At 68.5% G+C, this 12,148-nt stretch carries 12 protein-coding genes; all 12 read right to left on the bottom strand.

Features of this window, described 5'->3' with window-relative positions; genetic code table 11:
- Positions 1-107 precede the first annotated feature (107 nt).
- Positions 108-788 (bottom strand): hypothetical protein, encoded by a 681-nt coding sequence (locus NA10_RS10315; RefSeq protein WP_067566631.1) that lies wholly within the window; start codon positions 786-788, stop codon positions 108-110.
- Positions 785-1,816: a discoidin domain-containing protein gene (locus NA10_RS10310; protein ID WP_067566629.1), complete on the bottom strand. Its 1,032-nt coding sequence runs from the start codon at positions 1,814-1,816 to the stop codon at positions 785-787. Before NA10_RS10310 ends, NA10_RS10315 begins: the two co-directional genes overlap by 4 nt.
- A gap of 74 nt (positions 1,817-1,890) precedes the next feature.
- Positions 1,891-2,244 (bottom strand): helix-turn-helix domain-containing protein, encoded by a 354-nt coding sequence (locus NA10_RS10305; protein WP_067566627.1) that lies wholly within the window; start codon positions 2,242-2,244, stop codon positions 1,891-1,893.
- Between the two features lie 36 nt (positions 2,245-2,280).
- Complete coding sequence (gene eccE / locus NA10_RS10300) at positions 2,281-3,993, bottom strand: type VII secretion protein EccE (protein ID WP_067566625.1); 1,713 nt, start codon at positions 3,991-3,993, stop codon at positions 2,281-2,283.
- Positions 3,990-5,345 carry a type VII secretion-associated serine protease mycosin gene (mycP, locus tag NA10_RS10295; protein WP_067566623.1) on the bottom strand — a complete coding sequence of 452 codons (1,356 nt, stop codon included), beginning with the start codon at positions 5,343-5,345 and terminating at the stop codon, positions 3,990-3,992. The genes eccE and mycP overlap by 4 nt, the downstream gene beginning before the upstream one ends.
- Positions 5,345-6,868, bottom strand: a complete 1,524-nt coding sequence (eccD, locus tag NA10_RS10290) for a type VII secretion integral membrane protein EccD (protein ID WP_067566621.1) — start codon at positions 6,866-6,868, stop codon at positions 5,345-5,347. Before eccD ends, mycP begins: the two co-directional genes overlap by 1 nt.
- Entirely contained in the window at positions 6,865-8,082 is a 1,218-nt protein-coding gene (locus NA10_RS10285) for a MinD/ParA family ATP-binding protein (protein ID WP_067566619.1), read from the bottom strand. The genes eccD and NA10_RS10285 overlap by 4 nt, the downstream gene beginning before the upstream one ends.
- 659 nt (positions 8,083-8,741) lie before the next feature.
- Complete coding sequence (locus NA10_RS10280; protein WP_157556345.1) at positions 8,742-9,569, bottom strand: ESX secretion-associated protein EspG; 828 nt, start codon at positions 9,567-9,569, stop codon at positions 8,742-8,744.
- Positions 9,570-9,594: 25 nt separating this feature from the next.
- Positions 9,595-9,885 (bottom strand): WXG100 family type VII secretion target, encoded by a 291-nt coding sequence (locus NA10_RS10275; RefSeq protein WP_067566617.1) that lies wholly within the window; start codon positions 9,883-9,885, stop codon positions 9,595-9,597.
- A 45-nt stretch (positions 9,886-9,930) separates the two neighbouring features.
- Positions 9,931-10,257: a hypothetical protein gene (locus tag NA10_RS10270; protein ID WP_067566615.1), complete on the bottom strand. Its 327-nt coding sequence runs from the start codon at positions 10,255-10,257 to the stop codon at positions 9,931-9,933.
- Between the two features lie 45 nt (positions 10,258-10,302).
- The gene (locus NA10_RS10265) at positions 10,303-11,682 is read right to left on the bottom strand and encodes a PPE domain-containing protein (RefSeq protein WP_067566613.1); all 1,380 of its coding nucleotides are present in this window, start codon (positions 11,680-11,682) and stop codon (positions 10,303-10,305) included.
- Positions 11,683-11,707: 25 nt separating this feature from the next.
- A complete protein-coding gene (locus NA10_RS10260; RefSeq protein WP_067566608.1) occupies positions 11,708-12,025 on the bottom strand; it encodes a PE domain-containing protein in 318 nt (105 codons plus the stop codon).
- Positions 12,026-12,148: the final 123 nt, after the last annotated feature.

The raw sequence follows: 12,148 nt of genomic DNA, 5'->3' as shown, positions 1-12,148 counted from the left end.
AGATTCGAGCCGTACCCTGCGGTCACAGCACCTGTTTGATGTACCGTTAAATAACGGCACATCAACTAATGTAACAAGTCTTCATGGCTGAGAAGACCCGGACGTCGTCAGCCGAGCAGCCCGGACCGCATCAGGAAGGCGCGAGCGGCGGCCGCGTTGGGCAGCGAACCGGTCTCGAGCCGCAGCCCCGATTGGGTGTCGGCGTACCAGATATTCGACGAGGGGCTGATGGCGATGAAGGTCGTACCGTCGGCGACCACCGTCGCACCCGCGGATCGCCACTGCCGCACATCATTGGCGAGTTGATCGGGCGAAACCACCCGCGCCGCGTAGGCCAACTCCCGGCCCCCGCCGATTCCGGCCGCCAGCAACGGATTACCCGCCGCGACGACACACTGTTGACTCTCCCCCGCCCCGCTGCATGTCGAGGCCGCGAGCAAGGTCTGCGGCAGTGTCCGCGCCGGAGCGTTCCACCCCGAACTCAACTCCGGCCCGCACGAGTTCACCAGGAAGAAGACCGCCGCCGCCATCGCCACCACACCCACCAGCGCGCCGATCCACTGCGGCAGCCGCGGACCCACGCCACCGAATACCGCCTTCACCGCACCCTCGACGGTTTTACCGGTCGGGCCGATCAACTTGTCGGCGCTCGCGATGACCGGGCCGATCAGGGCCAGCGGATCACCGGACATCAACTTGGCCAGCGGCGCACCGCATTGGATACAGCTCGCGGCATCGCCGGGGCTGCGGTGCGAGCAGTACTCGCAGATCGATTCGAAAACGCTCAATGTCCGGTGACCACAATCGAAGACAGGGCGACCGAATTGATCGTCGGATCGCCTTTGGATTCCAGGACCGTCAGCACGATCTTGGTCGCGCTGATCTCCGGACTCACCTTGGTGACGACCAGCGCCCGCTGGTCCAGCGTCTGCTGGGTGTAGGTGGTGGCATTGGCGTCATCGAATTTGTACGAGATCCGCGTCGCCGTACGGTATTTCGCCCATTGATCACCGCCGTCGGAACCGATGGCGTCCCAGCCCGGAACGATGCCGATGGAATCGACCCGATAGGAACGGCCCAGATCGATGACCAGAATCTGGCCGTCGACCTTGTACGCGCGCGGGCACGACCACGCCTTGCCGGTGCCCGCGAACGCGTCCATGGCGGGGGTCCCGCCCGGCGGGCAGTGCGACTGAGCGGATTTGATCTGGATCGGGGTGCCCGCCGCCGGGGCGGTCGAAGTGGGCTGGGCCGGAGCCGGATTCGCCGGACCGGTGGCGGTGGCCAGCACCGTCCGACTGCCGGTGTTCTCGGGCTCACCGCCGGAGGTCAACAGGGCCAGCACCACCACGAGCACCAGTACGCCCGCGATCGCCAACGCCACCTTGGGTTGCCGGGCGCGCAGGGCCAGATCGCGGATCGGATCGGCGAACCGCGCGACCGGGGAGCGCGCGCCGCGGCCGGTCGCGCCGAGCTTTTCGGCGGTCTTCTCGGCGGCGGGCAACTCCGGGGCCTTCTCCGCCGCCGGCGGCGCGTAATCCGACCATTCGAATTCGGTACTGGCGGTGTGGCCGTTCAGCAGCGCGAGAATGCGTTCACTGGCCTTGGGCCCGCCGCCGGACGGGGGTGCGGGGTCCAGGGCCGCGGAGTCCGGGGCCGCCGCGCCGGAGACGTCGAAACCGTCATCGAATTCCCCGAAAGGCGGCTGTTCCGTGGCGGGTGTGCCGGTCCATCCCAGCGCCGGATCGGACAACAGCGCTTCCAGGACCGCTTCCCGGTGCTGGAGGAAGATATCCCCCGGGTCCTTGTCGGGCATGGCTCGGATCGTATCGAGGCGCGGCGCGGATTCGGGACCGCGCTATTCCCGCTGCCGAGAAGGCATTCGGGGAATCAGCGAGTTCTCTCCCCGGTCACGAAATACTCCGGCGGCACATCGAATACCCGGGCCAGCGCGATGATCAGATCGAGCCGCGGAATGGCGTCCCCGTGAATAAGCCGGTACAAACCCGATTGGGAGACGGGCACATCCGGGTACGCCAGCTCCAGATGCTGTGCGAGCGAATACAGGGTCAGCGATCGAGTCGCACCGTCCTCGGTCGACACCATCGATTCGGAGATCAACGCCGACAATCGACTGGAGAATATCGCCGCGGCCGCCTGGCGCGGACTTTGTTCCTCGTCCTCGCCGAGCGTCCGGCCATCACTTTCATACGACTGGGAATCGGTTACCACGCCCGAAGACATTACTGCCCCACCTCATTTCAGTTGATGGACCCGATTTCACGGACCGGGGACCGGAACCGGCGCACCCGCGGGCGCCGTTGCGCCGTCGGGCTCCGGCTCGGGGCCGGCCGGATTCGGCGGTTGCTCGAAATATCTGGTCTCACCGCGCGGTTCGATGAGATCGACGCGCACCGTGCGCATCGGGATGCCGATCTCGACGGTGCCGTCGTCGACCTGTTCGATGGCCAGATCCACCGTCCGGCGCGGGCGGGTGCCCGGATCGCCGATGGTGACCATGGCATTGGCGGCCGAACCGCGCGGCGACATCTGATCGAACACCTCGAGGGTGACCGGCGGCGTATTCGGATCCTGCTCACGCGCACCGGGTTCGGCCGCCAGGCGCAGCGACAGCGGATCGCCGACCGCGTTGACCAGCGGCAGCCAGGCGTGCGGCCGCGAGGAGTGCACCTCGACGCTGGCCCCGACCACCATGGCGCGCAGGACGATCTGCTGCGCCACCGGCAGCGCCGCCCGGATGTCGACCGTCCGGCGGCGGGGGTGAAATCGGGCCGGATCGAACAGCGGCAGCGCCAGGGTGTGCTGCGGCTGACCGCTGATGACGCCCAGGATCTGACCGTTCGGCCCGATCGGCACGACCAGATCGGCGAGCACCTCCGCCGGGGCGTGATCGCCGCCGCGATCGGCGCGGGGAAGCTCCCGTACCGACCGCTCCCCCGGCAAGGTGGCCAGGAAAGCCTCGGACTGCCGACCGGAGAGCGGCCGCAGATAGGCGGGCAGCGGGCCCTCCGGCTCCGGACCGACGAAGCGGACCAGACCGCGTGGGCCGTCGTCGCCGCTGGACAATCCGATCACGACGGTGGTCCAGCCCCGATTCCAACTCCAGCAGTCGTCGAGCACCGCATCCCCGAGCCGGGTCCAGTCGACGATGAAACTGGCCACCCGCCGACCCGAGGCGCCCACGCCCAGGTGATCCCATTCCTCCCGCAATTCCGGCATGCGAACCCCGGTGTGCAGCAACAGGGTCGCCTCGCGGACCGCGGCGGCGGGCAGTACCTGGGCGATGATCCCGCGCTCACGCAATCGGGTGCCGATCCGGTGGGTCGCCGCGGCCAGGGCGCGCGGTCCCGAGACCGCACAGGGGCCGCGCTGGGTCAGCGTGGCCAGATTGCGCTGCTGGTCCAGGCGGACCACCAGCCAGGTGAGTCGTTCACCGATCACCGGATGCGTGCCGATCAACTGGTCGTACAGCATGCTGTAATCACCGGTGGGGCGGGCACGGCGGCCGGTGGTCACGATATCGATGTCCACGGTGATGCCGTACTGCTCCAGCAGCGGCAACAGCAGGCCCACCGGGAGGGTGTCCTCGGTGTACACGGTCTGCTCGGTGATGATGGTGGGCAGATCGAGATTGGGCGCGAGCTGGATCATCGCCACCAAGGTGTTGTCGCCCAAGCGGATTCCGCAGGGCCCCGCGGCGGTATCGATGTCGACCACCTCGGTGACCGAGGTGCGGCGCTCGGCCCGCGTGGTCCGGCCCCATCGGTATCCGGCCCAGATCACCAGCCAGTCCACGGGTGTGCGGGCGCGTACCCGCAGCACGGTCACGGTCAGCGCGATCGCGACCGCGATGGCGCCGACCCACCACGGTGTGTGCGCGGTCAGCGCGGCCAGCGCGGGTCCGCCGACGATGACCAGGACGGCCAGCGGGACCCGGCCGATACCGCCGACCCCGAAGCGTGATTCGCTCACCGTCTCCTCCGGAACATGCCGTACGCCGCGTTCGAGCCGACGCCGAGCAGCGCGGCCGAGACGACGACGCAGAGCGCGGTGATACCGGGACGCCGGTCCTTGGCGCGCGGCGGCGGCGGAATATTCAGCACCGCACCGCGATACAGCCCGGCGGGGGCGGCCGGGGCGTTGCGATAGCTCAGCGCCGCGAGTGGATCGATCAGGCCCGCACCGACGATATTGTCGATCCCGCGCGCGGGTGCATGCGCACTGGCCTGCAGCCGGGCGGCGATCTCGGCGGGCGATTCGTTCGGATAGCGCGAGCGCAGCAGCGCGGCCACACCGCTGGCGTAGGCCGCGGCGAAGGACGCGCCGCCGACCGCGTTGAGCTTGCCCGGTTCACCGACACCGTTGATCAGATCACCGCCGCCGGGACCGAGCGATTCGATTCCGGTGCCGGGTGCGGCGACCGAAACCCACGGACCGGTCAGCGAATCCGCCATGACATCCCCGGTCGCGGTGGTGAAGCCGACGGTCAGCACATCGGTGGCGAACCAGCCCGGACTGGAGATCGTCTTGACCCCGGTCCAGTTGCGAGGATCGGTGGGGCGGCCCGGATCGATGTCGGGATTCTGCTCGCAACCGCTGCCCGAACCACCCGCGCCCGCCACGATGAGCGCGCCTTTGACCCGGGAGGCGTAATAGACCGCGGCCGACAGGGTGGACTGGTCCACCCCGAGACCGGCGGGAACACAGACCGGTAGCGCGACGGTGATCACCTGCGCGCCGAGGTTGGCCGCCCGGGTGATCGCGCGCGCCAGCCCCCGGATCTGGACCGAGAGTCGCTGCGCCGCATCGAGATTCAGCATCCCGTCCAGGCTGTACGCCCCGGAGCGATAGCGAATCGAAATGAGGTGCGCGTCGGGCGCGACACCCGCGAAGCCATCCGCCGGATCGGCCGCTGCGCCGATTATTCCGGCGATCAGTGTGCCGTGCGCATCGCAGTCCGCGAGGCCGTCGCCACCCGCCTGCACATAATCGCCGCCGCCGACCAGGTTGGGCAGCCGGGAATTCGGGCCGACGCCGGTATCGATGACCGCGACGGTGACTCCCGCACCGGTGCTCAGTGCCCGCACCCGGCGCAGGTCCAGGGCGCGTTCGGGCGGTGGCACCTGCGCCGGATCGCTATTGGGCAGCACGCCGACCGCGACGCAGCCCTTGTCCTGTTTGGTGGGGAGCTCCGGCCCGGGCGTGTCATCGGCAGGAGGGGGCCCGGTGACCACCTCGGGAGGTTGGACGGCCAATGCGGGCGCGGTCATGGGGGCCAGCGCGAGCAGCACGGCCAGCAGCACGGACGCGCCGGCGAATCTCATCAGAGCCCCCGCATCGCGGTGTAGATGCCCATGATCCAGCAGGCCAGCACCGGCACCGTGAGGATGAACGCGTATTCGATCAGGTCGATGATGCGGCGCACGACCGGCGACAGCCGGACCGCGGGCAGGCGCGCGCCCGAGACCGCGCCCGCGGTCGCCAGCGCGGCGATCACGAGCACCACCACCAGGCGCGCGGGCGCGGTGGCGTAGGCGCCGACCAGGACGAACCCGATACCGATCACGGTGGCGGCGGCGGCCGCGACCAGCGCGATGGCCTGGACCCGGTCCGGATACCAGCGGGCCCGCATCACCAGCACACCCGAAATGGCCGCGGCCATGATGATTTCGCGAATACCGCCCGGGCTCAGCGCCGCCGAGAGCACCGCCGCACCCGCCAGCAGCAGCGCGGCCGCGATTATGAGTCCGCGTAATCCGTTGATCGCCAGGCGCGCCCGGCTCTCCAGCGAGAGCGTGGCCCGATTGCGTTGCGCCGCAGGCTGTTCCTCTTCCCCGGGAACCGCGGTCTCGGCGTCGAAGATATCGGTCAGCGTGCTGTGCGTGACCTCACGGCCCGGATCGGGCAGATCCGGCGGGCGAATCCGGGCGACCAGCACCGCCAGCCGGGGCGCGGCGGTCAGCAACAGCAGTCCGGCCAGCACCATCGCACCGGCCAGCTGACGCGCCGAAAGATCGAGGGCGGTTTCCACGGCCGCGGCCAGGGCCAGCAGCGAGACCAGCACCGCCGTCGCAAGCAGCGCCGGCAGACCGAGCCGCGTCGAGCGCAGCCGGATCACGGTGACAACGGTGGCCACGGCCGCACCGGTGGCCAGATTCGCCGACCCGAACATGCCGTGCTGCCCATACGGCAGCGGCACCAGCATGGCCGCGCCGACCCCGAGCAGCGGTATCGCGGTCAAGGTCGCGCCGAGGCCGAGCCTGGGCTCGCGATAGCGCCGCTCCAGCGCGGTCGCGGCGAATACGCAGAGCACACCCAGGATGAGCGCGGGCACCGCGCACCACAGCACCGAACCGGTGCGCATCCAGGACCAGGACAGCAGGGCCGTGATCGCCAGCGCGCCCGCTCCGAAAGCGGATATGCCCGTCAAAGCCGCTGTTCCGGAATCGAATTCGGTGAACTCGCGCTCGTTGACCCGGGCCAGCGCGTCGGTGATGTCCTCCACCAGCGGATCGAACGCCTCCGCCGATTCGGTGGTGGTGAGCAGTAGCAGAGCGCCGTCGGCGATATCGTGCTCGGCCAGCGTGCTCCAGCGCGGCAGCGGCGACTTGCCCGGGCGAGCCAGCGTCCAGTGACCGTTCTCGGCGGTGAAGTCCACGGTCGGATCGTCCACGGCGGTGACCAGCACCGAAATCAGGTCGTCCATGAAGGTTTCGACGCTGAACTTGGTCGGCAACACCACATCGACCTGATAGGAGGCGACCATGATCGCTACCCGGGCACGGGCGACCTCGGCGGGTTGCTGGGCGGGCGCCGCCGGCGCGGCCACGGCGGAGGGGGCGCTCACTGCCGTCCTCCTCGTTCGGTCCGGCCGTAACCGGCCATCATGGTGTCCGGGAAACCGTCGGCGACGGTGGCAGCGAGCTCCTCGAATGCCAGCGCGGTGTCCTTGTCCAGCAGGCGCAGATCGATTTCGCCGCCCTCGGCCAGATGCTCGTCATAGGGGATGACGAGCGTGGGCCGCTGCGCGGTGGCGAACAACTCCTCGATGCGCTCGACCTCGACGACCGGCTTGGACGGTTGCTGGAGCACGATCGCGATGACGGAATTGGCGGCCAGCCGGTATTGGCCGTGCGCGTTCAGCCATTCGAGGGTGGCGACCGCACCGGTGACCCCGCGCACGGTAGCCGGGGTGACCAGCACGACCGAATCGCTGGACTCGAGCACCGCACTGGCGGCCGAGCCGAGAACGCCTGTGCCGCAATCGACGAGCAGCAGATTGTAATGCTTGCGCAGGGTCTCGGTGGCGGCCAGGTACTCCGAACCGGTGAGTGCCTCCATGGCCGCCGGCGACCACGGCGAGGACACCACGGCCAGATCGGAATTGGTGATCGAGGCGAACGACTGCACCGCGGAGAAGGCGTCGAGGTGACGTTCCTGGGCCAGATCGCGCAGGGTCAGGCCGAAGGGGTGCCGACTGGTGCGGGCGGCCAGATCACCGAAATCGGGATTGGCGTCGATGGCGGTGACCCGATCCGGGCGCAGCGAGGCGAAGGTCGCGCCCAGTGCCGCCACGGTCGTGGTACGGCCCACGCCGCCCTTCACATTCAGCACCGCTATTTGATAAGCCGTGCCCAGCTGACGGCGGATGCGCGCATGCCGGTCCTCGGTGCGCAACTCGGCGGGTGAAAGGCCGAGATTGAACCCGACCTTGTTCAACACGCCGCGCATCCCCGTGGTCGAGCGCAGCTGTGCCTGACGGCTGGCCGCGATATCGGCGAGCAGTTCATTCGAAGTCAGCGAGAGCGGCAGGGCTTGGTATCCGGCCGATTCGGGCAGCGCGGCGCGATCCGGCGTCCGAACAGCCGGTGCTGCGGCCTGCTGGCGCGAATCCTGGAGGGCGGAAGGGGAAATGAAGTCTGGTTGGGTGCCGGTCCGACTCCGCGCCCGGGTGGGCGCCGTATGCGCGCTGGCTGGGGCGGTGGCCTCGGCGGAACCGAAAGCGGCGGCTTGCCCGGTGGGCGCGACCTGACCGGTGGAGGAGGTCGAGCTGATGGGCACGGCGTGAGCTGTGGGCGCGGACGAGCCGTATGGTGCGGCATGGCCCGTGGGCGCGACCGAACCAGACTGCGCCGCGTGACCTGTGGGCACGACCGGGCCGGTGGGCGCGGCTTGGCCGGGGGGCGCGACCGAACCTGCCTGCGGGGCTTGGCCGTTGGGCGCGGCCGAGCCATTGGGTGCGTATGAGCCGGTGGGTGGTGGGACCGGCGCGGCCGGTGGTGCCGGGGTCGACCGGACGTCGACCCCCGCCGGTGGTGCGGGTGTTGCGTACGTGGTGGCGTTCGGCGGACCGCCCGGTGCCGGTCCGCCGACTCCGGCCGCGGATTCACTTCCGTGCTGGTTCGCCGGGCCCCCGAAGGCAGGGCTCCGCGGCGCGGGATCGGATCCGCTATTTTCGGGCCCGACCGTGAATCCTGTTCCGGCATCCGATGATTCACCCGCATCCGGTTCGGGCGTCTGGGCTCGGCCGGGAGGCGGAGGCGGCTGGTGGCCGCGCCCCGCGACGGTGGAGCGCCAGGTGCTACCGGTATCGCTCTGCTCGGCCGACCCGAAGTAGGCGTCGTAGCCGCCCCGAGCGCGCACGGATCCGGTCGTCTCACCGCTGCTGCTCGGTGCTCTGTTCATTTCCCCTCATCCTCTCGAAAATCCCAGAGAGACAATCACGTTCGACTGGTTCGGAACCAACTTCCGCCGGGTAGCAGGTCGACCAGCGCCCGGACACCGGCACGCACGCTCGCATCGTCCCCGGGCCGGTAGGTGGTGTACACCTGTCCGTTCAGATCCCGATGCGGTACGACCGCGATCCGGCCGGAGTGGGTGTCCAGCACGGTCATACACAGTTCGGGCGTGGGGATGACGCCATCGTGGTGCTCGATCATCAGTACTTCCGCGCGCCGGACCACCTCGTCGAGCGCCCGGGTGAGCACGGCGGCGGTGCGGCCTTGCGCGCCCAGCTGTACCAGCGCCGGGCGGCGGGACTCCGCATCGGCGGGCACCGTATCGAACTCCTCGTGGGTGGCGGTCAATGGCGCGAAATCCAGCGCGGACGCCGGCCCGAGCGCGGCGAGCAATGCCGCCGCCACCGCGTCGATCCGCTCACCCTCGGTGAAGACCGATTGGAGGACGACATGGTCGTCGTAGCGCACGGCGAGCACATGGGTTTCGCCACTGCGCGCCAAGGACATTCGTAGCATCCCCGGTGGTTCGCCGGGGACGCCGTGGTCGATGATGCGGGCGACCAGTTCCACATCCGGCCGGGCCAGGCAGCCCAACCAGTGCGCGATGACCGGGTGTACGCCTCCGTCGCCGAGAATGCCCGCCTCGGTGAGTTGGGCGGCGACGAAGGCGTTGACCCGGTCCCGGTCATCGATATTCTCGATATTCGGCATGATGGCCAGCACCATCGGATACGAGTCGATGCCGACCATGGACTGCAACAGCAGGGCGGCATCGACATTCAGGTCGACCGCGACAGGATCGTTGATCAATTCTTCACTCGGGGTCGACGAACCGTCACAGGATTCCCGCGAAGCCTTTTCCGTTGTTCGTATCGGTGATCCGCATGAGATCGCTGGACGTGCCGATGGCGCCCTTGAGCTGCGTCAGGCTGGTCTGATACTGGGTCAGCCTGGTGTTCAGCTGGGTCATCACATCGTCGTAGCCTGTCGCCGCCGAACCGAAGAATCCGCTGTTCAGCAGGTCCTGCCGCACCGCGGAGATATGCGCGGTGTGCTGTTCCATCTTGTCGATGATTCCGCCCAGCTGGCTGGTGTGGGTATCGATTTCTTCGAAATTGTAAAGCATTTCCGATTCAGCCTTTCTGAGAAAAATTTGCCTGCGTAGGGGGAATCAGAAGGCCGAGATCTTGCTGTTGCCGGCCACGGCACTGATCTTGCTCTTGGCCCAGTTGTCGGTTTCGTCGACCGTCACACCGGCCTTCTTCATCTGCTCGACGATCTGAACCAGGAGGCCGTCGAGGCTCTTCCCCTTGTGCAGCGCATCGGACATGGCGATCTGGGTCGCGTCACCGGCGCCCTTACTGGCCAATGCCTTGGCCAATTCGTCCGAGACGTTGAACAGGGCGCCGAGGTCGTTCTCCAGTTCCTCGTGGGCCTTGAAGGTGTTGTTCGCGGACTCCTGCACCTTTACCGGGTCGCCGCTGTACTTATTCGCCATTTGAATTTCCTTTCGATATGGGTATTCAACTTCGGCCGCGACAATCTATCGAGGACGTATTTCGAGGATCGAATCCAGAATCGGATCCGTATGGTCGTCGAGGGTGGGGTCCTCCCGCCCCAGGAGTTGTTCGGAAACCGATTCCCGCTGTCCGTCCCCGTCGAGGTACTCGATGACGCCTATCGCGGGTGGTTCCTCCAGCACCGGCACGTCCTGCGACTCACCGGGCGCGAAGACCTTCCCGGGCTTGCGCTCATCGCGCTCGCGACGCCGCCGGGCCTTGGGCGCGGTGACACCCCGAGGCGCGGTCCGTTGCGCAACCGGTTGCGCCGCAGGGGTTCCCGTATTCATACCGAACGCTCGGGTCGACATGGTCGACCAGTTCGTCGGCATTCGGAACCCGGTCGTACTGCCCGGTATCGCCCCGAATCCGCCCGGGGTCATACCGAGCGCCACCATGCTGCCCAGGCCGCCGTTGAGTCCGGCCAACGTGGTGGAGTTGGGTGCGGCGCCGAGCAGGCCGCCGTCCCCGGAGGAGAGTCCGTCGCCACCGCCGTAGCCGTCGGTCGCCATGCTCGGCAGCTCCGAAATGGGTTGCTGGGCTTGGGTAACCGGGGTCTGAGGATCTCCGCCGCCCGGCTGCCCCGGCTGACCCGGATTACCGGGGTCGCCGGGTTGACCGGGATTGCCGGGCTGACCCGGTTCGCCCGGATTACCCGGGTCGCCGCCCGGTGGTTTGGCCGCGCCGTCACCGGGCAGACCGCCGGAGGGTCCCGAGCCCTTCCCGCCACCGCCCGGATCGGTGAGACCGGTATTGCCGCCCGAATCTCCCACCGGCACACCGGGATCCATGCCCGGCATACCCGGCGGAGCCACGCCGGGCGGTCCGCTCACGATCGGCGGCGCTTCACTCGGCGGCGGCAACTCACCGAGCAGGGCCGTGGTCGCGGCCGCGTAGGTGCTCATCACGGTCGCCGCCCGGAACCATTCGGCCATGTACATGCCTTCGAGGATGGCCACCGTCGCGGCGCCCATTCCCAAACTGCCGGGGCTGGCGGCACTCGCCGTCGCGATGGCGGCCTGAATCGCCTCGATTTCGGCGACGGTCGGCATGGCCCCCAGCGCGGCGCCATTGGCCACGCCGATTCCGGCGGCGACCGCCGCGGTGGTCGCCGCGGCGGCGCCCTCGGTGCGTAACCAGTTGGCATGGTTGCGAAATGCCCGCTGCGCCTGGTCGGCCGAGCCGCCCTGCCAGATGATCTCCATCTGGTTCATGCTTCCGTCGGCGCCGGCGGCAGCGGTGAGCAGGCCGTCTGCAATGGCCGCGTACGCGCTGGCGGTCGACTCCATTTCGCTCGGGCCCGGGCCCGCGAACAGACGCGCGGAATTCACTTCCGGCGGCAACGCCACAAAGTCGGGAAACATGACATCCCTCCGAACCCGGTGCGGACTACACGCTCAGCTGCGCGCCCACCCCGCCGATGGTGGCCCCGCCCGTGCCGTCGGTACCGCCGTAGGCGGCGCTGACCGGATAGATCATCTCGGCGCCGGACAGCAGGTGCGCGAGCCCGGGTACGGTGACCGCCATATGCTGCGCGGTTTGGGCCACCAAGCGCATCGCCGCCGTGACGCTCACCGAGTCGGTGCCCGCGGGTATCGGCACCGCGCGGTGTAGCTGCGTCCCGACGACCGAGGACAAGGCGCCGTGAATGGTCTGAAGCTGCCCACCGATACCGGGGAGCTCCTCGTGTGCGACTTGGACGAACATGGATCGTCTCCTTGCGACTATTCGATTGCTCGAATGGAGAGGTACGTAAAGAACGCTATTGCATTCCCACCCTTGGGAATGCGAGTTGTTTTTCACTCTTCGAGCGGCGAATAGGACGCGCCC

The organism is Nocardia acidivorans NBRC 108247 (assembly GCF_001625085.1).
GTDB classification, from domain to species: domain Bacteria; phylum Actinomycetota; class Actinomycetes; order Mycobacteriales; family Mycobacteriaceae; genus Nocardia; species Nocardia acidivorans.
Note: the sequence above shows the minus strand (reverse complement) of the source record. Positions and strands in the feature narration are given on the sequence as shown.

Excerpts from the sequence above, each read along its gene's own strand:
- NA10_RS10310 (WP_067566629.1), bottom strand. The coding sequence starts at position 1,816 with ATGCCCGACAAGGACCCGGGGGATATCTTCCTCCAGCACCGGGAAGCG.
- NA10_RS10305 (WP_067566627.1), bottom strand. The coding sequence starts at position 2,244 with ATGTCTTCGGGCGTGGTAACCGATTCCCAGTCGTATGAAAGTGATGGC.
- mycP (WP_067566623.1), bottom strand. The coding sequence starts at position 5,345 with ATGAGATTCGCCGGCGCGTCCGTGCTGCTGGCCGTGCTGCTCGCGCTG.
- NA10_RS10275 (WP_067566617.1), bottom strand. The coding sequence starts at position 9,885 with ATGCTTTACAATTTCGAAGAAATCGATACCCACACCAGCCAGCTGGGC.
- NA10_RS10270 (WP_067566615.1), bottom strand. The coding sequence starts at position 10,257 with ATGGCGAATAAGTACAGCGGCGACCCGGTAAAGGTGCAGGAGTCCGCG.
- NA10_RS10265 (WP_067566613.1), bottom strand. The coding sequence starts at position 11,682 with ATGTTTCCCGACTTTGTGGCGTTGCCGCCGGAAGTGAATTCCGCGCGT.
- NA10_RS10260 (WP_067566608.1), bottom strand. The coding sequence starts at position 12,025 with ATGTTCGTCCAAGTCGCACACGAGGAGCTCCCCGGTATCGGTGGGCAG.